At 60.1% G+C, this 22015-nt stretch carries 20 protein-coding genes and 1 tRNA gene; 11 read left to right on the forward strand and 10 right to left on the reverse strand.

The features are described from left to right. Window positions 1-87: 87 nt before the first annotated feature. Window positions 88-1131 (forward strand): PhoH family protein, encoded by a 1044-nt coding sequence (locus KCG45_RS10705; protein ID WP_218317216.1) that lies wholly within the window; start codon window positions 88-90, stop codon window positions 1129-1131. A 40-nt stretch (window positions 1132-1171) separates the two neighbouring features. Here KCG45_RS10705 and KCG45_RS10710 read toward each other — a convergent pair whose 3' ends face one another. After that, window positions 1172-3121 (reverse strand): histidine kinase dimerization/phosphoacceptor domain -containing protein, encoded by a 1950-nt coding sequence (locus KCG45_RS10710; protein ID WP_218317217.1) that lies wholly within the window; start codon window positions 3119-3121, stop codon window positions 1172-1174. Between the two features lie 341 nt (window positions 3122-3462). Here KCG45_RS10710 and ybeY point away from each other — a divergent pair, with 341 nt between their 5' ends. The 3 genes from ybeY to KCG45_RS10725 all read left to right on the forward strand — a co-directional run bounded on the left by ybeY (window position 3463) and on the right by KCG45_RS10725 (window position 5881). Further along, on the forward strand, window positions 3463-3948 hold the full coding sequence (gene ybeY, locus KCG45_RS10715; protein ID WP_218317218.1) for an rRNA maturation RNase YbeY: 486 nt from the start codon (window positions 3463-3465) through the stop codon (window positions 3946-3948). Window positions 3949-3969: 21 nt separating this feature from the next. Further along, entirely contained in the window at window positions 3970-4902 is a 933-nt protein-coding gene (locus tag KCG45_RS10720) for a hemolysin family protein (RefSeq protein ID WP_218317219.1), read from the forward strand. A gap of 94 nt (window positions 4903-4996) precedes the next feature. Beyond that, complete coding sequence (locus KCG45_RS10725; protein WP_218317220.1) at window positions 4997-5881, forward strand: LysR substrate-binding domain-containing protein; 885 nt, start codon at window positions 4997-4999, stop codon at window positions 5879-5881. Window positions 5882-5883: 2 nt separating this feature from the next. Here KCG45_RS10725 and KCG45_RS10730 read toward each other — a convergent pair whose 3' ends face one another. The 7 genes from KCG45_RS10730 to KCG45_RS10760 all read right to left on the reverse strand — a co-directional run bounded on the left by KCG45_RS10730 (window position 5884) and on the right by KCG45_RS10760 (window position 10291). Then, a complete protein-coding gene (locus KCG45_RS10730) occupies window positions 5884-6804 on the reverse strand; it encodes a lysophospholipid acyltransferase family protein (protein WP_218317221.1) in 921 nt (306 codons plus the stop codon). After that, entirely contained in the window at window positions 6797-7219 is a 423-nt protein-coding gene (locus KCG45_RS10735; RefSeq protein WP_218317222.1) for a Fur family transcriptional regulator, read from the reverse strand. Before KCG45_RS10735 ends, KCG45_RS10730 begins: the two co-directional genes overlap by 8 nt. Before the next feature lie 150 nt (window positions 7220-7369). Beyond that, window positions 7370-7804, reverse strand: coding sequence for a Ros/MucR family transcriptional regulator (locus KCG45_RS10740; RefSeq protein WP_218317223.1), 435 nt, complete (start codon window positions 7802-7804; stop codon window positions 7370-7372). Window positions 7805-7928: 124 nt separating this feature from the next. Next, window positions 7929-8399 (reverse strand): GNAT family N-acetyltransferase, encoded by a 471-nt coding sequence (locus tag KCG45_RS10745; protein WP_218317224.1) that lies wholly within the window; start codon window positions 8397-8399, stop codon window positions 7929-7931. Continuing rightward, window positions 8399-9025: a tRNA (adenosine(37)-N6)-threonylcarbamoyltransferase complex dimerization subunit type 1 TsaB gene (tsaB, locus tag KCG45_RS10750; RefSeq protein ID WP_218317225.1), complete on the reverse strand. Its 627-nt coding sequence runs from the start codon at window positions 9023-9025 to the stop codon at window positions 8399-8401. The genes KCG45_RS10745 and tsaB overlap by 1 nt, the downstream gene beginning before the upstream one ends. Window positions 9026-9074: 49 nt before the next feature. Then, a complete protein-coding gene (locus KCG45_RS10755) occupies window positions 9075-9683 on the reverse strand; it encodes a malonic semialdehyde reductase (protein ID WP_218317226.1) in 609 nt (202 codons plus the stop codon). A 26-nt stretch (window positions 9684-9709) separates the two neighbouring features. Continuing rightward, window positions 9710-10291 carry a NifU family protein gene (locus KCG45_RS10760; RefSeq protein ID WP_218317227.1) on the reverse strand — a complete coding sequence of 194 codons (582 nt, stop codon included), beginning with the start codon at window positions 10289-10291 and terminating at the stop codon, window positions 9710-9712. Between the two features lie 107 nt (window positions 10292-10398). Here KCG45_RS10760 and KCG45_RS10765 point away from each other — a divergent pair, with 107 nt between their 5' ends. The 7 genes from KCG45_RS10765 (at window position 10399) to KCG45_RS10795 (ending at window position 20360) form a co-directional block, all read left to right on the forward strand. Beyond that, the gene (locus KCG45_RS10765) at window positions 10399-13404 is read left to right on the forward strand and encodes a M16 family metallopeptidase (protein WP_218317228.1); all 3006 of its coding nucleotides are present in this window, start codon (window positions 10399-10401) and stop codon (window positions 13402-13404) included. Window positions 13405-13526: 122 nt separating this feature from the next. Continuing rightward, window positions 13527-14900 (forward strand): class II 3-deoxy-7-phosphoheptulonate synthase, encoded by a 1374-nt coding sequence (locus tag KCG45_RS10770; RefSeq protein ID WP_218317229.1) that lies wholly within the window; start codon window positions 13527-13529, stop codon window positions 14898-14900. Window positions 14901-14996: 96 nt separating this feature from the next. Further along, window positions 14997-16133 carry a GGDEF domain-containing protein gene (locus tag KCG45_RS10775; protein ID WP_218317230.1) on the forward strand — a complete coding sequence of 379 codons (1137 nt, stop codon included), beginning with the start codon at window positions 14997-14999 and terminating at the stop codon, window positions 16131-16133. Window positions 16134-16288: 155 nt separating this feature from the next. Continuing rightward, the gene (egtB, locus tag KCG45_RS10780; RefSeq protein WP_218317650.1) at window positions 16289-17521 is read left to right on the forward strand and encodes an ergothioneine biosynthesis protein EgtB; all 1233 of its coding nucleotides are present in this window, start codon (window positions 16289-16291) and stop codon (window positions 17519-17521) included. A gap of 4 nt (window positions 17522-17525) precedes the next feature. Further along, window positions 17526-18512, forward strand: coding sequence for an L-histidine N(alpha)-methyltransferase (gene egtD, locus KCG45_RS10785; RefSeq protein ID WP_218317231.1), 987 nt, complete (start codon window positions 17526-17528; stop codon window positions 18510-18512). Window positions 18513-18565: 53 nt separating this feature from the next. Next, window positions 18566-19537 carry an NAD(P)/FAD-dependent oxidoreductase gene (locus KCG45_RS10790; protein ID WP_218317232.1) on the forward strand — a complete coding sequence of 324 codons (972 nt, stop codon included), beginning with the start codon at window positions 18566-18568 and terminating at the stop codon, window positions 19535-19537. Window positions 19538-19586: 49 nt separating this feature from the next. Beyond that, window positions 19587-20360, forward strand: a complete 774-nt coding sequence (locus tag KCG45_RS10795) for an SDR family NAD(P)-dependent oxidoreductase (protein WP_218317233.1) — start codon at window positions 19587-19589, stop codon at window positions 20358-20360. A 46-nt stretch (window positions 20361-20406) separates the two neighbouring features. Here the strand turns inward: KCG45_RS10795 and KCG45_RS10800 are convergent. Continuing rightward, a tRNA-Gln gene (locus tag KCG45_RS10800) sits at window positions 20407-20481 on the reverse strand. Between the two features lie 70 nt (window positions 20482-20551). Beyond that, on the reverse strand, window positions 20552-21934 hold the full coding sequence (locus KCG45_RS10805) for an MFS transporter (protein WP_218317234.1): 1383 nt from the start codon (window positions 21932-21934) through the stop codon (window positions 20552-20554). Window positions 21935-22015: the final 81 nt, after the last annotated feature.

A 22015-nucleotide genomic window follows, 5' to 3' on the forward strand; every position in this document is an offset into this window, starting at 1 on the left:
AGGGTTGCCAACTTGCTTTGCGCTGGGCGACGCTTACCTTTCCGACTCGTAGGGCGGGTCGTATTCCGCCGCGATGCAAAGGAATTTATGGGCCGTAGACCAACCCGCACAGCCGATCGTCAGCGAGAGCCTGAGCTTTCGCCCGATCCGACCCCGATCCGCGAACCGCGCCGCGCTCGTGCCGAGCTCAGTTTCGAAGACCAATCATTGCTCGGTCCGCTGTTCGGGCAATTCGACGCAAACCTCGTGCAAGTGGAAAACCGGCTTTCGGTGATGATCCATGCCCGCGGTGACGAGATCGTTATCGAAGGGCCGGAGGACAATGTGGCGCGGGCGCGCGAGACGCTCAACACCATGTACGACCGGCTGGCCATGGGACAGGATCTCGATGCGGGCGCGATCGAGGCGCTGATCGCGATGTCGAACGAGCCCACTCTTGAAGGGATCATTTCGGGCGAGAAGGAATCTCCGCCGATCATGATCCGCACCCGGCGCAAGACAATTGTGCCGCGCAGCGCGACGCAGGTCACCTACATGCGCAGCCTCGCACGCGACGATATCATCTTTGCCCTCGGCCCGGCGGGGACTGGCAAGACGTACCTCGCTGTCGCACAGGCGGTCAGTCAGCTCATCACCGGCAGCGTCCAGCGTCTGATCCTTTCCCGCCCTGCTGTTGAAGCAGGAGAAAAGCTCGGCTTCCTGCCGGGCGACATGAAGGACAAGGTCGATCCGTACCTGCGCCCGCTTTACGACGCACTGTACGATTGTATGCCGCCGGAACAGGTCGAGCGGCGGATTGAGAGCGGCGAGATCGAAATCGCTCCCATCGCCTTCATGCGTGGACGCACGCTTGCCGATGCATTCGTCATCCTGGACGAAGCGCAAAACACCACGCGCGAGCAGATGAAGATGTTCCTGACCCGCTTTGGCCAGAACAGCAGAATGGTGGTCTGCGGCGACCCGCGGCAGGTGGACATTCCCGGCGGCGATTCGATGTCAGGTCTTGCCGATGCGGTAGGAAAGCTGGAGGATGTCGACGGCTTCGGCACGATCCGCTTCACCGCTGCCGACGTGGTACGCCACCCGATCGTGGGCCGGATCGTCGAAGCGTACGAGGGGAAGGGCGAGTAAATTCTTTGGCGGCCCGGTAGTAACTGCTCTAGGTTTGGCTTTACGTCTGGCTCTTGGCCGCTGCCGCCCTGTTGGCAAACTCCAGCGTCCATCTGTTGCCCGCTTGTGGCACGGTTTCATGCTGCAGCGTTCCACCGATCTGTTGCGCCAGCTCGTTGATGATATCCAGTCCCCCGCCGCTTCTGAAATTGTTGCTAACGGAAAAGTGCGCTCCGTTATCGCTAATGGTGAGGATGAGACCGTCATCGTCCCGGGAAACGAGAGACAGATCGAAACTGTCTTGCGTGTGCTTGAAAACATTTGACACCAATTCGGCCACGAGAAGGCCAAGTGGTGAGGCAGTTGCCTTGTCGAAATGAACGTCCCCGATCGCGATGGTCCCGATCCGATCGGCAGCATCGTAGGTGCCTGCAATTCGATCGATTAACTCGGGCAGCATTTCCTGAGCGCTCACTGTCGCACCGATATCGGATTCTTCGTCCGTGTAGAGATTGTTATAGAGCGCGGCCATTGAAAGGATGCGGTTCTTCACGCTCTTCACGGCAGAGGCGCTTTCGATCGAGGCGCTTTGCAATTGCAAGTTCAACAGCGACAGCAGCAGCTGCAAATTGTTCTTCACCCGATGCTGCATGTCCAGGTTCAATAAGCGTTGACCGCTAAGCGAGCGCTGCAGGGCCGCGTTTAGTCGCCGCTTTTCGCGATCGCTCCGAAACAAAACCCATACGAGTAGTGCGAGCAACGCTGCCAGCACCAGGGCACCCAGGATGAATTGCTGCTGCTGTGCATTGCGTGATTGCAGCGCCTCTGCCTCGCTTTCGAGAAGCCGAACGTTCAGCGTGTCGAGCTCTTGCCGGTACCGCAAGGTATCGAGCGTACTCCCCGCCTTCTCAGCGATCGCGTCCAGGGTCTCGTCGTAGGCGATGCGCATCCTGAGGTTTTCCAGCGCATCGCTAAGCCGCCCTTCCTGGATCGCAATGTCTGCCGCGATACGATTGGCCTCTAGCCGTCTTCTCAGGATAGACGGCGCAGGATCACCTCCCGACGAGACTGCGTTTTCCGCTTGGTTGAGCACCGAAGTCAACTGCGCGAGGTTCGCTTTGGCACCTCCGATATCGTTCGCCGACACGGCGGTTGTTCCCAAAACCGCAAGGGCATCCACTTGGGGCAAAAGCAGGTCCGAATTCTGCGCAACACTGAGGCACCGCTGTGCGGCTGAACGCGCTTGGGCAGATTGGTTCCTCGCTAGCGACAGCTGTGCTTCCTCGCAGTGCAATGCGGCCGTGAGTTCGGCGCTTTCATCGAGATCGAGAAAGCCCCTGATCTCTTCGAGTAAGATGCCGGCATCGTCCAGCCGCCCGACAGTTCGATACGCCCGCGCGAGGGGCAGAAAGCCGCCCGCGCGATCGGTCGGCCTTTCGTCGGCCAAGAGAAGGGGGCGCGCTTCTTCTAGCATTTCGATCGCGTCGCCGGGCCGACCGAATTCGAGCAACAAACTCCCGAAATTCGACAAAGTATGATCGTGGGCAACAGCATCCTGGTCGGCTTGTTTGGACAGTTCGACGGCGTAGCCAAAGGCTTCGACTGCGGCAGACAGTTCGCCGCGAGCTTGTTCCATCGCTCCGATATTGGTCCAACCTCGCGAGGCTGAAACGTAATCGTTCTGGTCTATCGCCATGTCCAGCGCCCGATGCGCATAGACCAGCGCTTCGTCCATTCGGCCCTGCATGGCAAAGCTCACGCCGATGATGTTGAGGGCGCGCCGTTTGTTGTCGGGCGAGAGCGGAGGGTCGGCTTCAAGAAAGGCCATGGCCCTCGCCCGTCCCGATGCTGGATCGGCATTGATGGCGTCCCACATTTCATCCTGATCGAAGATGTCGCCCGCAATCGAAGCTGGCGCTGTGGAATCCGCCTCTTGCGCGCTTGAGATTCCGGTCGCGGTGGTGGTGGCCAACAGCAGCGCAATCGCAATCATCCGTGCACCGGTCACCATGAAACCATCCCCTTTGAGCGAGGGACACCTTATCCGGCCTCCACTAAGCAGGCAAACTGACTAATTGGCGAGAACGGCGAAGGGCCGCGGGGCGAAACTGGGTGGCGACTCACCTGGGCACTACACGCCGCATTCGATTGCAAGTCAGCGACCACTGTGAACGTGTCGCCGTCCTTTCCTACTTTGCGATTTTCACGCTATGCGCGGGTCCATGCATGATAACGCTCCTCGTTCCGATCAATTCGAACGCCCTTATCCCGACATAGTCGATTGTTTCATCCCAAGACCGTGTAACATGCGGTCCATGTCTCAGGTAAGCCATTGGAATTGCGAGGGTTCGCTTGCAACTTGATCTCGACATTGAGGGCTGGCCAAGAGGTGGGTGGGAAGCACTCGCCGAAGGCGCTGTGCGGGCTTGCGCTGTAGTTGAGCCTGCGCTCGTCAATCCGCGCCTAAGCGCGAGCCTGCTGTTCACCACCGATGCCGAGGTTCACGCACTCAATCGGGAATGGCGTGAGCGCAACAAGCCTACAAACGTGCTGAGCTTTCCAATGCTGGAACGCGGCGAATTACTCGATCTCGATCCCGAAGGACCGCCTGTCATGCTGGGCGATATTGCGCTCGCGCATGAAACCTGCGCGCGCGAAGCGGAGGAAAAGGGCGTCAATCTCGACACCCATGCAGCGCATCTCATCGTGCATGGCCTGTTGCACCTCGCCGGGCATGATCATGTGCATTCGGACACCCAGGCCGAAGCGATGGAGGCTCTGGAAACAGCCGCTCTTGCAAAAATGGGCATATCGGACCCATATGGGGATCGCAATTGAACGGAGTGCGTTGATAGGGCCATGCCCGATTCCCAATCCCCCGCCGGAGACGCGGAGAGTAGCAGCGGGCTGTGGCTCGCTCTCAAGAAGATAGTCGGTGCCGGAGACGGCGAACGCAGCCTTCGCGCGCAGCTCGAAGAGGCAATCGACGAGCATGAAGACGAGAACGAAGGCGAAGCTTCGGCCGAAACCACGGCCGGCAATGGCGACCTGTCGCCGGTCGAGCGTCAGATGCTGCGCAACCTGCTCCACTTCAGCGAGCACGATGCGGATGACGTGGCGGTGCCGCGCGGCGAGATCGTCGGTGTGGATGCCTCGATAAGATGGGAAGAGCTGGTCGATGCGTTCAGCGAGAACGGTCATTCGCGTTTGCCGGTGTACCGTGACAAGCTCGACGACGTGATCGGCATGATCCATATCAAGGACGTCTTCCCCTATCTCGCCAACGGCAAGAAACCGCCGCGCGACTGGACGGTCCTGATGCGTCAGCCGCTCTATGTACCGCAATCGCGCGGCGCACTCGATGTACTCGCTGACATGCGCGCGCGGCGTGTGCACCTTGCGATAGTTCTCGACGAGTTTTCCGGCACTGACGGCATCATCACGATCGAAGATCTGGTCGAGGAGATCGTTGGCGAGATCGAAGATGAGCACGACGAAACGCCGGAAGCGCTGATCGTTCCTATCGGGGACGGCATGTGGGATTGCGATGCTCGCGCCGAGCTGGATGATGTTGCCGAGACGGTCGATCCGCGCCTCGCCGAAGTCGAGGAATCAGTCGATACGCTCGGGGGCCTCGCGTTCGTGTTGGCCGAGCAGGTCCCGCCAGTCGGTACGGTCGTGGAACATCCGAGTGGTTGGCGAATTGAAGTGACAGCGGCGGATGAAACGCATGTGAAACGTCTGCGCCTTCACGCGCCCGCTCCCACCCTAGATGCGAACGAAGTGCAATAAACGCACGCGCCCGGATTGGTTTTCGATTATCCTTCGATTTTTTGCATCCAAATGCGCCGCGCTGCGTATCTCCTGTAAATCTGGAGAATCTTGAATGCCGTCACGTCGTTTGCCCCCTCTTCGCGCGCTGGAAGCGTTCATGCGCACGGTCCGTCTTGGATCGGCGCGCGCGGCTGCCGAAGAAATCGGTCTCAGCCCGTCTGCGCTTTCGCGCCGCATCACGAATCTTGAGGAGTTCGTCGGCAAAAAGCTGTTCACGCGCGCGCGCCAATCCATGCAGCTGACCGATGAAGGTCAGGCTTTTTACGAAGCCGTCAATCCGCACCTTGAATCGCTCGCACGCGCTGTCGAGAGCCAGTCTGACAACATATCACTGCTTCGTTTGCGGCTCGGCGTGCTGCCCTTGTTTGGCAGTCAGCGCCTGTTTCCGCGCCTTGGAGAGCTGCGGAAACGGCATCCGCTGCTCCATATCGATATCGATACGGGCCCACATCTGGAGGACCGCGTAGGCGACACGCTGGACGCCGCAATCATTCTCTCCCGCGGTCCGGCATCGGGCCTTCATGCGGTTCGGCTCGATCACAATCTGGTCCACGCAATCTGCAGCAAGGAAATTGCCCGAACGGTCGGGGAAGAAGTCAGCGCCGAGACGCTGTCGAAGCAAACGTTCCTGATTCACAATGAATTGCCTGAAAGCTTTGAGGCCTGGAAGAAAGCGCACGATGTCGGCGATCTGGAGCCCGCAGCGATCGATCATTACGATTCGGGTCAGCTGATGCTCGAAGCTGCGGCGCAAGGGCTGGGCATCGCGATCATGCATGACGATCACATGCGCAGAGCGGCGGACAATCGCCTCACCGACCTGTCCTCGAATTCGGTCGAGAGCCCTTACAGTTATTGGTTCGTGTGCAAGCCGACCGCTCTGGAGGCACGCCCCGTGCGTCTATTCCACGATTGGCTGGTGCGCGCGGGTCTTTAGGTTCAGAGGTCGGTTTCGCTGGGGAACTTCGCCGCGCTGCTGGCCGAGTACCGAATTGGCGGAACGTCGTGCTCGAAAGTGCGTAGCGGTTTTCCGAGTGCTTCGCACAAGGCGTCCTCTATCCGGCGCCGCGATTCCGCGCCGATCTCCTTGCGCCCGCGATATTCTTCGGGACTGAACGGATCGAGGAAGTGAATGTGCAGCGGAAACGTGCCTCTGCGTGCCAAAACGCGTTTGGCGTTGTTGAGGCCGGTTTCCTGACCCACCCAGCCAATCCATTCCGCGACCGGTCCGTAGTCGAGGAAGACTGGCTGCACCATCACGCCGGGCGGCGGAGGTTCGAGCACCGAAAGCATGCTCGTCTTGAATGGAAGCAGTGAATGCCCATCGGTCGTTGTCCCTTCCGGAAATACCGTTACCGACCAATTGTCGGAAAGCGCCTCTTTCAGCGCATTGATCTGTTCAGCGACGCCCAGGCGGTTTTCCCGCTTTACGAAGACCGTACGGTTGAGTGAGGCGAGCCAGCCGACGAGCGGCGCAGACGCCAGTTCCGCCTTGGCAACGAATGCGGTCCCGCTCGCGCCGGCAAGCGCCAGTATGTCGAGCCAGGACACATGGTTAGCGATGTAGAAAACATCACGTTTGAGATGGGTGCCGTGCGTCTGAACCTTCGCGCCCGAGATGCGCGCGGCGAGACGCAGGAACAGCATGGGGAAGGGCGAACCGTAGGCGAAGATGCGATAGAGGTAATGCAGCGGCACGAAGATCAGCAGCAAGACCGCCAAGCCAAGCGACCTGATTGCGATCCGCAGCCATCCGCCCGCCGATATCGGTGTCGTCTCTCCGCGGGCCGCGCCCACTCTGAGATCCCAGACCTTGGTATTGGTAGCATCGACCCCGTGATCAGCCGGGTTGTCAGCCATCCCGTGAAAGCCTGACGCCGTAGAGCTCCATCCTGTGATCGACGAGCCGATATCCCAGGCGTTCGGCAATCTGGCGTTGGAGAGATTCGACTTCCGGATCGACGAATTCGACAACCTTGCCGGTTTCCACATCGATGAGGTGGTCGTGATGCGCTTCTGGCACAGGTTCATAGCGCGAACGGCCATCGCCGAAATCGTGCCGATCCAGGATACCCGCTTCTTCGAACAGGCGCACGGTGCGATACACGGTGGCAATCGATATCTTGGGATCGATCGCCGATGCGCGCTCATGCAAAAGCTCGACATCCGGGTGATCGTCGCTTTCGGACAAGACTTTCGCGATTACCCGTCGCTGCTCGGTAATCCGTAGGCCTTTTTCGGCGCACAATTGTTCAAGATCGATTCTTTGGTTCAAGCAAAGCTCCGTCGCCGCAGGGGCTGCATCGCGTTTCTGTGTTCCGCAGCCCGAAAGGAAAGCACCCCGTCTCTTAGACGAGACAGGGTGCCTTGCTCAAGTTGGCGTGGCACCTCACCCCCAGCCGGTTGGTGACGCGCCAGCCACAACTTACTTTTTCTTGCGCCCACGTCCGCTGCCAGGTTTCCGGCCGAGGCCGATTTTCTTGGCAAGGTCGCGGCGGGTTTCGGCGTAGTTCGGAGCGACCAACGGATAATCCGAGGACAGTTCCCAGCGCGCTTTATACTCTTCGGGTGTCATACCGTGTTCGGTAGAAAGGTGCCGCTTGAGCATTTTCATTTTCTTGCCGCAGTCGAGGCAGACGATGTGATCTTTCTTGATAGAAGATCGGATCGTTACGGCCGGTTCTGGCCGCGGTTCCTCTGCCTTGCTCTCTTCCCCCAGACCGGAGAGTGCAGAATACACATTCGTAATCAGCGAAGGCACATCGTCGACCGCGACGCTGTTGTTACTGACATGTGCGGCTACGATATCGCTGGTCAAGGTGATCAGCGTCTCTTTCATTTCGATTTCCAAGTCTTCCATGAGTTCCTCGATTTTGTTTTATTTCGGAATATTGTTTTCCGATCTCCGGCTCATGGCGTAACAAACAAATCATTGCAAGAGCAGCGACTGCCTGCTGTTCGATCTTGATATAATATAACATCGACTATATCGAACAGCCGAAAGTAATCGCATCCACCCGGCTGCCATTTGCAAGTCGATAATAGTTTGGCCGCTCACCAATCGGTTCGAAGCCGGTCTTGCGATAAAGTTCGATCGCGGGATTTCCCCGGCGCATTTCAAGAAAGACCCGAGTGGTTCCGCGCGCTTTGGCCGCGGCAAAGAATTGGTCGATGAGAAGCTTACCCAATCCCCGCTTTCGGTATTCCGGCATGACCGCGATGAGCAGCAGCTCTTCCTCGTCCGCGGCGTGACGAGTGAGAACGAAGCCTGCGGGCGAGCCCTCGTTATCGCGGCCCACGATCCGTCCGCCCTCGTCGATCACCAAGGCATGTGTGCTGGGCATTGCGAGTGCATCGGCAATCTGGCGGCGGTTCCAGGCTTCGCCGAAAGCCGGATCGAAAGCGCTTTCCATCACCGCCATGATCGGGTCGACGAGGCAGAGGCTCTCGTTCATCAGGTCCGGCTCGCTGCCTGAGGGACGGCGTCGGGCCCGCGGCCATATGTCGGGGCGAGCGAAGCGCTCAAGAGTGGGGAAGGAAGCGCCAGCGCGAACCAGGCATCGGGTAGCAGAAACTGAATGTGAGAAGGATCGAGGCCGAGCAGTTCGCCGAACTCCGCCGCTCTGTTGCCAGCGATATTTGCTTGAGCTCCGCGAGCATGGGCCGCTTCCGGGGAGAGCGAAACGGTCGCTCCCAAAGGCTCCGCACCGACGTCGTAGTCAGCGACAAACCATTCGCCATGCCCGCCATTCATGCAGACGGTCACCGGCTCGGGACGTTCGCTCTGGGCCATACCAGCAACCAATGCCAGAGTGGGATAACCGAGAACATCCGCGCCCCACGCAAACGCCAGCGCGCGCGCGGTTGCAATTCCGATTCGCACGCCGGTAAAGCTGCCCGGACCGAGAGATACGAGAATGCGTTGGGATTTTCCGTTTTCCGGGAGATTGGCGATCATCGGGACAAGCCGTTCGGCATGACCGCGGCCGAGCACTTGATGGTCGTGCGCGATGAGACTGTCGTCCTCGAACAAGGCGACAGAACAGGCCTCCGTAGCAGTTTCAATCGCGAGCGTGCGCATGCGGCGGCACTGCCTCAGGCAGCGCCGCCCTGCAAGTCTGCGTTTTTGATCAGGCTATCGAATTGAATTTGTCAAAGTCGGGCCGCGGGCTGCGATCGAAAATTGTCTCCGGATCGCCGTAGCCGACCGAGCAGATGAAATTGACGCGGTGGCGCGGCTGGTCGGCGAAGAAAGTATCGTTGACCTTGTCTTCGTCGAAGCCTGACATGGGGCCGCAATCAAGACCGACTGCGCGGGCGGCAAGGATGAGGTAGGCACCCTGAAGCGAGGAATTGCGGAACGCGCCTTGCTTCCGGCCTTCCTCGTCTCCCTCGAACCAACTCTTGGCGTCGGCGTGAGGGAACAGCCAGGGAAGCTCTTCGTGGAAATCGATGTCGTATCCGATCACGGCGGTCACGGGCGCGGCCTTGATCTTGTCCTGATTGCCTTCGGAAGCGCATTCGGCCAGCTTGGCTTTCTGCTCGTCGGACTTCACCCAGACAATTCGCACCGGCTGCATGTTGGCCGACGTGGGGGCCATCTTCATGAGGTCCCAGATCGCGTGGATCTGATCGTCCGAAACACCTTTGTCGAGCCAGCCATTATAGGTGCGCGCGTCGTTGAAAAGCTGTCCGAGCACTGCGTCGGACAGGACATGGTCGTGATATTGTTTCGTCATGAAAGTCCCTGAAAAACGTGAGAGATCTATGCTGCTCTCACCTCAACGACTTCAGGGACATAATGTTTCAGCAGGCTTTCTATCCCGTGTTTGAGCGTCGCGGTGCTCGACGGGCAGCCAGCGCACGCGCCTTGCAGGGTCAGGTAGACGACGCCTTCTGAAAACCCGCGATAGGCGATGTCGCCGCCATCGCCCGCAACGGCGGGACGTACGCGGGTTTCCAGCAATTCATGAATCGCTGCAATCGTTTCGGCGTCTTCTTCCTTATCCTCGACCGCCATTTCAGCATCTTCGGCCGGGACGCTGATTCCGTCGGCGCTGCCGCCTGCGAAAAGCGGTGCCTCTGACACGAAGTGATCGAGCAGGATTGAAACAACTTGCGGTTTCAACGCCGACCACTGCGTACCCGGAGCGGCGGTGACCGTCACGAAATCCCATCCGAAGAAGACATTCACGACCTCTCCGGTATCGAAAATTGCCTGCGCAAGCGGGCTGGCCTCTGCCGCCTCGGGCGAGGCAAATTCGCGTGTGCCGCTGGGCATCACGGTCTGGCCGGGTAGGAATTTCAGGCTCGACGGGTTGGGCGTCGTCTCGGTCTCGATGAACATATCTGCTAAATAGGGTGCGGGCAGGCGCGCGGCAAGCAAGCTTTACTAGGCCGCCTGTCAGCACACATTCACTATCCCTTCAGACCTTGCCGCCCTATAAAGGGTGCATGAACGTTCTTTTCCGGGTCGCAGCCACCCTTTCATTCCTGACCGCGCCTGCAGCGCTCCTGTCCCCCGCCGCCGCTCAGGAGGTGGACGCGCAGCCCGCCATCCCGGCACCTCAGGCGCTACAAACAGGCGGCGAAGTGCCGTGGCTTTACGAGGGCAGCGATGTCCCCGTCGATGAGCAATGGCTGTTCGGAAAAATGGATAACGGCCTGCGTTATGCGGTGCGCCGCAACGGCGTGCCTCCGCAACAGGTTTCGATCAGAGTGCGCGTAGATGCAGGTTCGCTGCACGAACGTGAATGGGAACAGGGCTATGCCCACTTGCTCGAACACTTGCTGTTCCGCGAGAGTAAATATCTGGGCCAGGCAGAGGCGATTGCAGCGTGGCAGCGGCTGGGAGCGACCTTTGGCAGCGATGCCAATGCCGAAACCAGCCCGACGCACACTGCATACAAGCTGGACATTCCCAACATCGATCGCGCCAAATTGGCCGAAAGCTTCAAACTGCTTTCGGGCATGATCCGCGAACCGGTTCTGAGCGACGAAAACGTGGCAGCCGAACGCCCGATCGTTCTTGCCGAAAAACGCGAGCGCGGCGGAGCATCGCAGCGCGTGGCAGATCTGACGCGCCGTACATTTTTTGCAGGGCAGCGCCTCGCCACTCGCAATCCCATCGGCACCATCGAAACGCTGGAAGGGGCCAACGCGCCCCAGATCCAGGACTTCTACGACCGCTGGTATCGACCTGAAAACACGGTGATCGTCGTCGCGGGCGATGCCGATCCCCTGATACTTGCTGGACTGGTCGAGCAATGGTTTGGTGATTGGGAAGGGACCGGCGAGGCTGCAGAAGCCCCGGATTTCGGCGACCCTGTCGCTCCTGATGGAACGATCACTGCAGCCGGTAGCGGCTGGCCGATTGGCGAATTGTCGGTGGGTGTGGAACCCGATCTTCCGCGCAGTCTGACCTATGCAGTGATGCGTCCATGGCGCAAGGTCGAGGACACGATCGTCTACAACGAAGGTCTGCTTCTCGATGCCGTTGCGCAGGCGCTCATCAATCGCCGGCTTGAGCAGCGCGCGAGAGCGGGCGGCTCGTATCTCTACGCTCAGGTCCAGCAGGACGATGTCTCTCGTTCGACCGATGCGACCTTTGTGACCTTCGCCCCACTCACCGAAGACTGGGAAGCCGCCCTCGCAGATGTGCGCAGCGTTATTCAGGACGCCATCACCAATCCGCCGACGCAGGAAGAGATCGACCGCGAAGCCGCAGAATTCGACGTCGTGTTCGTCAATCAGGTGGAGCAGGCGAGCGTAGAGGCGGGGAGCCGCCTTGCCGATAATCTCGTCAATGCCGTCGATATTCGAGAGACCGTGGCGTCGTCGCAGACTGTCCTCGACGTGTTTCGCGGAATGAAGGATCGTCTGAACCCGGCAGAAGTGCTGGAGCGGACGAAAAAACTTTTCGAAGGTGACGTTGTACGCTCCGTCTATGTCACGCCCGCAATCGGAGAGGCCACATCCGAAGAGCTGAAGCTGGCCCTGGCCAGCGAGGTCGCCGTCGATGCAACGGCGCGTCTGGCCGCCGAAACCATTTCCTTTGATGAGCTGCCTGCCATCGGCGAACCGGGTACGATCGTGAGCGAGCGACCGCTCGGTGTGCTCGAGGTGGAGCAGGTCGATTTCGCCAATGGTGTGCGTGCGCTCTTGTGGGCCAACAATGCCGAGCCGGGCCGGGTCACAGTCCGCGTGCGGTTTGGCGCAGGCTACCGCGCTTTTGACGAGAGCACTGCCGTCTACGCCCCGCTTGGCGAGATGGCTCTGGTCGGATCTGGTCTGGGTGAGCTTGGCCAGAACGAGATCGATCGACTCGCGACAGGACGCAAGCTCGGCTTTGATTTTGCGGTCGAGGACGCAGTGTTCACTTTTACGGCGCAGACCCGTTCAAGCGACGTAGCCGACCAGCTGTATCTTTTCGCAGCGAAATTGGGGATGCCGCGCTGGGATGCCGATCCGGTCATCAGAGCGAAAGCCGCAGGCGAACTGGCATACAACACTTTCTCGACCAGCCCTGGCGGTATCCTCAACCGCGACCTGGAATATCTTGTAACGGACAAGGACCCGCGGTTTGCGACGCCAACGCCAGAAGCGCTCGAGGCTGTGACGCCCGAGGGTTTCCGAGCGGCGTGGGAGCCCCTGCTCAAGCAGGGTCCGGTCGAAGTGCTCGTATTCGGTGAATTCGACCGCGACGCAATCGTCGAAAAGCTGCGCCAGACTTTCGGTGCTCTGCCCGACCGCGAACCGATCCCTGCCGAAATCGCTGCGCGTGTTCCCGATTTCCCCGAAGTGGGAAGCGACCCGATGGTGCTCAAACATCGCGGGGACGCAAATCAGGCTGCAGCGGTGATCGCATGGCGCAGCGGCGGCGGTATGGCCAATATACGGGAATCGCGCCAGCTCGAGATTCTTACGCAGCTGTTCAACAATCGCCTGCTGGAGGCGCTGCGTGAACGCGCCGGCGCGAGCTATTCCCCGCAGGTGTTTTCCAAGTGGCCGGCCGATTTGCCTGCCGGTGGGACGATCACTGCGCTGGCTCAGCTTGAACCCGATTTCGTGCCGATCTTCTTCGCGGAGGCGGATCGTATCGCTCAGGACCTGGCAGCCAATCCGCCCACAGCGGACGAGCTTTCGCGTGTGACCGAACCTCTTGGCCAGCTGATCCGCCGCGCCTCCACCGGAAACCAGTTCTGGTTGTTCAATCTCGAAGGCGCGACCACGGACCCTCAGCGGGTCGATAAATTGCGGTCTCTGCTTTCCGATTTCTCTCAGACGACCCCTGAGATCATGCAGTTTCTCGCCGAGCGGTATTTCGGCCAGCGCGCCCCGCTCAAACTGGCGGTCATTCCCGAGGGGCAGCAGCTCGCCGAGGTCTCGGAGAGCAACGCGCTTTCACCAAAGAGCGCGGTGAGTCCGGCAAACGTTCAGCCACCCGTTATAGGCCGCTGATATCGGCCAGCTCGATCAGGCTCTTCGCGAAATAATGTTGTCGCGAATGACCGGCACGCTTTACAGATGATGTGCGCGCAATATAGCGGCGCGCTCTCAGTTCAGATTAGAAGATTATGAATATGGCCGAAAACTGGAACCCTCAAAGCTGGAAGTCCTTCGAGGCGCGCCACCTGCCGCAGTACGAAGATACTCAGGAGCTTGCGCAGGCTGAAAAGACCCTATCGGCATATCCGCCTCTGGTATTCGCGGGCGAGGCGAGAGCGCTGAAATCGGATCTTGCCGATGTTGCCAATGGCAAGGCCTTCCTGCTGCAAGGCGGCGACTGCGCCGAAAGCTTTGCCGAATTTCACCCGAACAACATTCGCGACACATTCCGCGTCTTGCTGCAAATGGCGGTCGTTCTGACATTTGCGAGCAAACTTCCGGTGGTGAAAGTCGGCCGGATGGCAGGCCAGTTCGCCAAGCCGCGCTCCGCTCCGACCGAAACGAAAGGCGATGTCACTTTGCCGAGTTATCTCGGCGATAATATCAATGGCATAGAGTTCGATCCGGAGCAGCGTCGCAACGATCCGAACCGGATGGTCCGGGCATACAGCCAGGCCGCCGCGACGCTCAATTTGCTCCGCGCGTTCGCAGGGGGCGGCTACGCAAACCTTCAGCAAGTCCATCAATGGACGCTCGATTTTATGGGCCGCACCCCGTGGACGGACAAGTTTGCGCAAATGGCGGATCGAATCGGCGAGGCGCTTGAATTCATGGAAGCGTGCGGTGTCGATCCAGCCACTGTTCCGCAGCTGCAGGGAACGAGTTTCTACACCAGTCACGAAGGTCTTCTGCTGCCCTACGAAGAGGCTCTGACACGGCAAGATTCGCTGACCGGCGATTGGTACGCCACCAGCGCACACATGCTTTGGATTGGCGACCGCACCCGCTTCCCGGGCAGCGCACACATCGAATTTGCGCGCGGGATCGGTAATCCGCTTGGCATGAAGTGCGGACCTTCGCTGGAACCCGATGCGCTGCTTGAGGTGCTTGATGTGCTCAACCCCTCGCGCGAGCCTGGACGGATCACGCTGATCAGTCGGTTCGGGCATGACAAGGTAGAAGATGGGCTCCCCAAGCTAGTCCGCGCGGTCAAACGCGAAGGGCATCCGGTCGTTTGGAGCTGCGACCCGATGCATGGCAATGTCGTCAAGTCTGATACGGGCTTCAAGACGCGGCCATTCGACCGCATCCTGACCGAGGTGAAAGGCTTTTTCGAAGTCCACCGCGCAGAGGGCACGCATCCCGGCGGCATCCATATCGAAATGACGGGGCAGGATGTGACTGAATGTGTCGGCGGCGCCGTTGCGATTACTGAAGAGCGTTTGGGCGACCGTTATCACACGCACTGCGATCCGCGCCTGAACGCTGAACAATCTTTGGAACTGGCATTCCTGATTGCCGAGACACTCAATTCGGAGATGAGCCAGCAGCAGGCAGACGCAGCCTAGGCTGCATCAGCCTCTCCGGCTTTGCGGGCGGTACGTAGCATTACACAACCGCTCGGTGCGCCTGATTAAACCGTCCGCGTTTACAGCATCGGCAAGATGCACGACCTCTTGCTCTCGCCGTCCGCGCTCGCGCCCAATCTCGATCGGGTCATGTTCGAAACGGATCGCAGCGTTCTTGGCCGGGTCATCGGCAGCGACATCCTGTTTCTTGCCTGCATCGTGCTTCTCCTACTCGCGGTGGCCGCTCTTGTCGCAACGCGAATCGCACGCCGAGAGGCGCGTTTCAGCGCGCAACTGGCGCGCCTGCGCGGGCAGCGCATGGATCAACTGGTGAAGACCGTTAGCCTGGCGGAAGACATCGCCGGGCTGGGTATCTGGCAATACGATCCCGCCTCGGGCGCACAGCAATGGTCGAGCGGACTGCGCCGCATCTTCGGAGTACCCGGCGATGAGCCGTTTCTGGAGGGTGACGCCGAAACGCTGTTGCTCGCCAACAATGTCGACCTGGTCGGTGCCATCAAAGAGCGGATAGCTGAGGAGAGCCCGTACGAACTGAGGTTCGACATCCGCGATTTTGAAGGCTGCGCACGCGCGCTGGCCGTGGAAGCGTGCAACCTGAACGACGATACAGGTAAGACCGTCCGCGTCGTTGCGGTCGTTCGTGACGTGACGGACCAGATCGAACAGGTCAGAAAGCTCGAGTTTTCGCGGGCCATTGCCGTGCGAGAGGCGAGCCGCGCGCGCGAACTGGCGGAGACCGATGCGCTGACCGGTCTGGCCAATCGCCGAAGCCTCATGGCGCAGCTGGATGAAATGATCCTGCAAGCGCGCCGGACGTCCAAACCCTTGGTGCTTATCGTTTTCGACATCGATCACTTCAAATCGGTGAACGACACCTACGGTCATCTTGCGGGCGACAAAGTGCTGCAATCGATTGCCCGTATCTCGTCCGATCAAGCGCGCGATGCCGACATAATGGCGCGGGTCGGCGGCGAGGAATTCGTCTGGGTTGTGCCGGGCGCGAATGAGAGTGCTGCGCGGGTCATGTCCGAACGCTTGCGTCATTGCGTGGCGACCGAAAGCGCGACCGACGTCGTCCCCGCGGTGACTATCAGCGCCGGCATTGCAGAGCTGGTGCCGGGCGACACGTCCCTGTCGTTTTTTGCCCGCGCCGACAGTGCATTGTACGATGCCAAGCACGCAGGCCGCAATCAGGTCCGTATGGCGGCGTGAGTGAAGTCGACGACAAGTCGCGCAATTAAGTCACTGGCGCGCCTTCCATTTGTCATTTCGATAGGCCATGAACGCCCTCGCAGTCGGCAATGCACTGGTCGGCGTAAAAGGAGAAGGCAGTGCCTCGAACCGAGCGGCACCAGCGGGCAAACGCATTGGATTGCGACAGGATAAGGTCTGATTTTCGGGACACGCGGTCGCTGACCGAGGCGCTGGTCGAACCGCTCAGCGACGCCGATGCCACGATCCAGTCGATGGAAGACGCTTCACCCGCGAAATGGCATTTGGCGCACACGACTTGGTTCTGGGAAACGTTTCTTCTGCGCGACCACGCACCCGGCTACCAGCTTTTCAACGAAGCCTACCCGTTTCTGTTCAATTCCTATTATGAAGCCGAGGGAGAGCGGATTTCGCGGTTTTCCCGCGGGATGTTGTCGCGTCCGACGCTCGATGAAATTCTCGAATGGCGCGCCGCTGTGAATGCGGCGATGGAGCCGTTGCTGGACGATCCCGAACATACGGACATGATCGCGCTCGGGATTTCGCACGAGCAGCAGCACATCGAATTGCTGCTGACCGATATCAAGCACGCATTGTTCCGGAACCCGATGGGCGCAGCCATGTTCGAAGGATCGGCCGAACCAGCGATGTCCGCAGGCGGGGGCGAGGCCGGATGGCACTCACACCCTGGCGGAATTGCGCTGGTCGGATCGGAGCAGGGCGGTTTTTCATTCGATAACGAAGGGCCGCGCCACCGCGTATTGCTAGAACCGTTTGCGATCGCCAGACGATTGGTCAGCAACCGCGAGTGGGCGGCGTTTATCGCCGACGGCGGCTATGACAACGCGGCTTTGTGGCTGTCTGACGGCTGGGCATGGGTCAAGGATAATGGGATCGCCGCGCCGCTTTACTGGCGCGGAGCCGAGGCTTTCACTCACCAGGGCTGGCAGGACCGCGATCCGGATGCGCCGGTCACGCATATCTCCTATTTCGAAGCCGATGCATTTGCGACCTGGGCCGGGGCAAGGTTGCCAACCGAATTCGAGTGGGAAGCGATTGCGCGCGGTCAGGAAGGTCAGGCGCCTGCGCACGACGCATCGTCAGGGAACCAGCTCGATCGTGCCGAAGCGCCGATGCCGCATGGGGGAGAGGCCTTGTTCGGGGATTGCTGGCAGTTCACTCGCTCTGCCTATCTGCCATACCCGCGCTTCCAGCCCGCCGCGGGCGCGGTTGGCGAATACAACGGCAAATTCATGAGCGGGCAATTCGTGCTGAAAGGCGCGAGCTGCGCGACCGTGCGTGGCCATTCGCGCGCGTCCTACCGCAATTTTTTCTATCCGCATCAACGCTGGCAATTCACGGGCCTGAGACTGGCCAAGGACATTTGAGATTATGACGACACAAAAGGGTCTGAAGCTGGTTGAGCGCGATGAAGAGGGTGTAAACACGGCTTTTCGCAGCGATGTGCTCGATGGTCTGTCCCAACCCCAAAAGGCGATACCGGCCCGATGGCTGTATGACGATGCCGGATCGCAGCTCTTTGAAGACATCACTCAGCTGCCGGAATATTACCCGACCCGTGCGGAGACGGAAATCCTTCGCGGCCGTGCAAAAGAGTTCTCGGCCATGATCGGACCGGGGCGGGCGGTCGTCGAATTCGGTTCGGGAAGTTCGGTCAAGACGCCGCTGCTCCTCTCTGCGATCGAACCGACTGCGTACGTTCCGCTCGATATTTCGGGCGACTTCCTACGAGCGGCAGCCAGCGATCTGGCAGCGAAATTCCCCGGTCTTCCGGTCTATCCGGTGGAGGCCGACTTCATGCGAAAGGTCGAATTGCCCGGCGAAATCGACGATCTCCCCAATCTGGGCTTTTTCCCCGGATCGACCATCGGCAACATGGTCGCCCGGACTGCCGTCGACCTGCTGCGCAATATGCGCGAAACACTGGGAACAGGCGCGCAATTGCTGATCGGCATGGATCTAATCAAAGATGAAAACGTGCTCGTGGCGGCCTATGATGACGCTGCCGGTGTCACCGCTGAGTTCAATTACAACCTTGTGCGGCGCATCAACCGCGAGCTTGATGGTGACATTCCGCTCGATGCGTTGACGCACGAAGCGCGCTGGAAAGACGATTTTGCGCGGATTGAAATGCATCTGGTCGCGGGCCGCGATATCGAGTTTTCCGTCTATGACCGCAGCTTCCGAATGAAATCAGGTGAGACGATCCACACAGAGAACAGTCACAAGTTCAATCGCCGGACATCCAATATGCTTCTGCTCGCCGCAGGCTGGGAACCTCAGGCGCGTTGGCTCGACAGCGAAAATCGGTTTTCACTCATTCTCGCAGTGGCAAGGCCCGAGCGCAGCGCGCCCTGAGAGTAATTCGCAGGAGCGACGAAACTTCGTTTCGTGTCGCGCGTTGAGCGCACATGGGACAACATCACAGCGACATCTGCGTGGTCGGTGCTGGTATGGCCGGGCTAGCCTGCGCGAAACGCCTGGCGGAAGCCGGGCTGATCATCGATATCATTGACAAGGGCCGCGGTCCGGGTGGCCGGATGGCGGCACGGCGTGCAGAGATCGGCGGCGAAGTCGTCTCGTTCGATCATGGCGCACAATACTTCACCGCCCGTGACGAAGATTTTCGCGCCGCTGTGAAGCAGTGGCAGACGCTCGGCGTCGTCGCGCCGTGGGACGCCGCGGGCGACGATGCCTTTGTCGGCATTCCAGGCATGAACGGGCCGATCAGAGGAATGGCGCAAAGCCTGAAAGTGCGCTGGAACACGCGCGCCGAGGCTCTGCGGCGAGAGCAGGGCGAGTGGCGCGTTGAGGCCGGTGAAGATGTCTTCACCGCGAAGACCGTCGTCGTCGCCATTCCGGCGGAACAGGCACACGCGCTCTTGCAGCAACCCGCGCCCGGTCTGGCCGCCGTTGCGGCACAGGCCCGGTCCGCTCCGTGTTGGGCTGTGATGGCGGCCTTTGCCGAACCGCTGGGTATCGAGAACGATATGATACGGGACGCGGATGCGGCGATATCGTGGGCAGCGCGCAATTCGGCCAAACCGGCGCGCGCGGGCAGAGAGTGCTGGGTCATCCACGCGAGCCCGGGCAGAAGCCGCGAATTGCTCGACCATCCGAAGGAAGAGGTCGGGCCGCTTTTGCTCGACGACTTTTTCTCGCAGACCGGTGCGGAATGCGCCGCCCCGATCCATCTTGCCGTGCACCGTTGGCTTTACGCCATGGCGGAGCCGGTGGCGGGGGAGGAAGCGCGCTTCGATGAGGGAAGCTCTATCGGCATTGCAGGCGATTACCTGCATTCTCCGCGGGTCGAGGGCGCTTGGCTATCGGGCGTGGCGCTCGCCGAAAAGGTGCTCGCTCCCGCAGAACAGCTAGTGGACTGATCTGTCGCTCCGTCTCTATCTCCCGGGCGTCCAATCGGGGAGATGATCAATGCAGGACCTGTTCGATCTTACTGGTAAAACCGCTGTCGTCACTGGCGCCGGGCGCGGGATCGGTGAAGGCATTGCGGCACTGCTCGCCGAGGCGGGCGCGAATGTCGTTTGCGCAGCCCGGTCGACCGACCAGATCGAGCATACTGCGGAAGTCATCAACGGCAGCAATCACGGTGGACGCGCGATAACGCTGAAAACCGATGTTTCCAGCCGCGAAGACATGATGGCCCTTGCCGCGCGAGCGGTCGACGAGTTTGGCGGGCTCGATATCTGGGTCAACAATGCCGGCGGATCGCTCGTCTCTGCGCCGCTCGCCGAGCTCGATCCAGCTGAGTGGGACAAGACCCTGGCCGTGAACCTTTCCTCGATTTTCTACAGCGTGCAGGCTGCGGTTCCGCATTTCGGGGAGGGCAGCGCGATGGTGAACATCTCCTCTCTCGCGGCGGTGGAGCCGTTTCCCGGCAGTGCGCATTACAGCGCGGCGAAATCCGGAGTGAATATGCTGACGCGCACGCTTTCGATGGAACTTGGTCCCAAAACGCGTGTCAATTCGGTTCTGCCTGGCTTTGTGCCCACCGACACGGTGAAGAAGGCGCTCGATATGTCGGATGAGGATTTCGCGCCGCTGCTGGAGCAATTGGCGCTTCCTGCGGGCCGGCTGGGCACGCCGCGAGACATTGCCGCTTTGGTGCTGTACCTTGTCTCGCCTGCAAGCGCGTGGGTAACGGGCCAGTGCATGCAGGCGTCGGGCAAACCATCGGCGGGAAGCTAGCGAGCGTCGCCGCAAAGATCCGGATGGTAGAACTTCGGAGAATATCTGGCTGGGGTGGCAGGATTCGAACCTGCGCATGCCGGTACCAAAAACCAGTGCCTTACCACTTGGCTACACCCCAGCAGATGGCGGGCATATAACGGGTCTGACGCGGATGTGAAGGGGCTGTATCCGCACAATCGGCGCAAAGTTTAAGCCGGTGCGGCGCGGCGTGTGGACAGGTCGCGCTCTACCTCAGCAATGACCTGCCGGTTGATCCCGTAGAACATCAACGCAATCAGGGCCGGGATCATCACGCCCGCAGGGATTGCCGCAAACGCGATCTGGATGCCCATCAGCGCTGTCTCACTCTGCTGCGCTCCATTGACGAACCCTGTCAGATCGAGCGTGAAGCCGGGGATGGCCGATCCGAAAGCGATACCTGCCTTCACCGCGAAAACCGATGCAGCAACTACGAGTGCGGTCATCTGTCGCCCTGATTTCCAATCGATGAATTCGGCAATATCGGTGAACATCGAATAAGACAGCACCATCAGCATGCCGAACCCGATCCCGACCAGGTATTGTACCACGGTCTGCGGCCAGATGGCGTCGAGCGGCAGGAAGTAGAAGAGCACGATCATCGCCACTTTCAGCCCGCCTGCCGCGATCAGGAGGTGTGATTTCTCGAACGTTTTCTGGAGAAGGTTGCCAACTATCACACCGGTGATCTGGCCGAGCGCCAAGGCCGTCAAGAACAATGCGGGCCGATCAAAAAACAGGAACACCGGCGAACCGTCGTCGCCCACGACATATTTGAAGAAGAACAGCGCCGAGCCGGCCCGGGCCGCGATGGCCGTCACCCCGAGGATCGCGGCAATGGCGACGACGATCCAGGGGCCGGTTGTGAGGAGCTCTTTCAGATCGCCCGACAGCGATCCATTGGTATCGGCAAATGGAATCCGTTCTTTCGTAGTGAAGAAGGTCACGAGCAGGCAGAACACCGAGACGGCGGCGATGCAGGATATGGTGAGCAGCACGCCGAGCGCATCATCTCCGCCGCCCAGCTCGCGCACCAGCGTTGTGCCCAACGCGCCGACCAGGATGCCGCCCAGCGCGGAGAAGAACATCCGGTAGGCGGTCACGCTTGCGCGGGTCTCGGACGAGGGAGAGATCACGCCGAGGAGCCCGCCATAGGGCACATTCACCGCCGTAAAGGCCAGCATGCTGAGCGTGTACGTGATGTAGGCCCAAGCAAGCAGCCAGCTGTCGCTCAATCCCCCGGGGGCCGCGAAAATGAGTACGATCGCTATCCCGAGCGGCACTGGACCGAATAGCAGGTAGGGGCGATAGCGGCCCCAGCGCGTGCGGGTGCGATCCGCAAGCGCGCCCATCATGGGATCGGTAAACGCATCGATCAACTTGGTCAGAAGCAGCATCAATCCGATTGCGGCAGGCGCAAGCCCGCCGAGATCGACGAAATAGAACAGCAGGAAAAAACCGAAGAAATTGAGGATCAGCCCGGCGGAAAGATCGCCGATGCCGTACCCGAGCTTCTCGCCCACGCCGACACGGTTCCGGCCGGTCTCAGCCAATGTCTCTTGTCCTCATATTGAGAGAGGACGGGAGGCGGCGCGGCAAGTCAAGCTTTCGCGAACTCGACCGCGCCGCATCTT

The organism is Erythrobacter ani (genome assembly GCF_019204025.1).
GTDB lineage: Bacteria > Pseudomonadota > Alphaproteobacteria > Sphingomonadales > Sphingomonadaceae > Erythrobacter > Erythrobacter ani.

What these genes read in the sequence shown, in the direction of transcription:
- KCG45_RS10705 (WP_218317216.1), top strand. Translation starts at nt 88, where the DNA reads ATGGGCCGTAGACCAACCCGCACAGCCGATCGTCAGCGAGAGCCTGAG.
- KCG45_RS10710 (WP_218317217.1), bottom strand. Translation starts at nt 3,121, where the DNA reads ATGGTGACCGGTGCACGGATGATTGCGATTGCGCTGCTGTTGGCCACC.
- KCG45_RS10720 (WP_218317219.1), top strand. Translation starts at nt 3,970, where the DNA reads ATGCCCGATTCCCAATCCCCCGCCGGAGACGCGGAGAGTAGCAGCGGG.
- KCG45_RS10725 (WP_218317220.1), top strand. Translation starts at nt 4,997, where the DNA reads ATGCCGTCACGTCGTTTGCCCCCTCTTCGCGCGCTGGAAGCGTTCATG.
- KCG45_RS10730 (WP_218317221.1), bottom strand. Translation starts at nt 6,804, where the DNA reads ATGGCTGACAACCCGGCTGATCACGGGGTCGATGCTACCAATACCAAG.
- KCG45_RS10740 (WP_218317223.1), bottom strand. Translation starts at nt 7,804, where the DNA reads ATGGAAGACTTGGAAATCGAAATGAAAGAGACGCTGATCACCTTGACC.
- KCG45_RS10745 (WP_218317224.1), bottom strand. Translation starts at nt 8,399, where the DNA reads ATGAACGAGAGCCTCTGCCTCGTCGACCCGATCATGGCGGTGATGGAA.
- tsaB (WP_218317225.1), bottom strand. Translation starts at nt 9,025, where the DNA reads ATGCGCACGCTCGCGATTGAAACTGCTACGGAGGCCTGTTCTGTCGCC.
- KCG45_RS10755 (WP_218317226.1), bottom strand. Translation starts at nt 9,683, where the DNA reads ATGACGAAACAATATCACGACCATGTCCTGTCCGACGCAGTGCTCGGA.
- KCG45_RS10760 (WP_218317227.1), bottom strand. Translation starts at nt 10,291, where the DNA reads ATGTTCATCGAGACCGAGACGACGCCCAACCCGTCGAGCCTGAAATTC.
- KCG45_RS10765 (WP_218317228.1), top strand. Translation starts at nt 10,399, where the DNA reads ATGAACGTTCTTTTCCGGGTCGCAGCCACCCTTTCATTCCTGACCGCG.
- KCG45_RS10770 (WP_218317229.1), top strand. Translation starts at nt 13,527, where the DNA reads ATGGCCGAAAACTGGAACCCTCAAAGCTGGAAGTCCTTCGAGGCGCGC.
- KCG45_RS10775 (WP_218317230.1), top strand. Translation starts at nt 14,997, where the DNA reads ATGCACGACCTCTTGCTCTCGCCGTCCGCGCTCGCGCCCAATCTCGAT.
- egtD (WP_218317231.1), top strand. Translation starts at nt 17,526, where the DNA reads ATGACGACACAAAAGGGTCTGAAGCTGGTTGAGCGCGATGAAGAGGGT.
- KCG45_RS10790 (WP_218317232.1), top strand. Translation starts at nt 18,566, where the DNA reads ATGGGACAACATCACAGCGACATCTGCGTGGTCGGTGCTGGTATGGCC.
- KCG45_RS10795 (WP_218317233.1), top strand. Translation starts at nt 19,587, where the DNA reads ATGCAGGACCTGTTCGATCTTACTGGTAAAACCGCTGTCGTCACTGGC.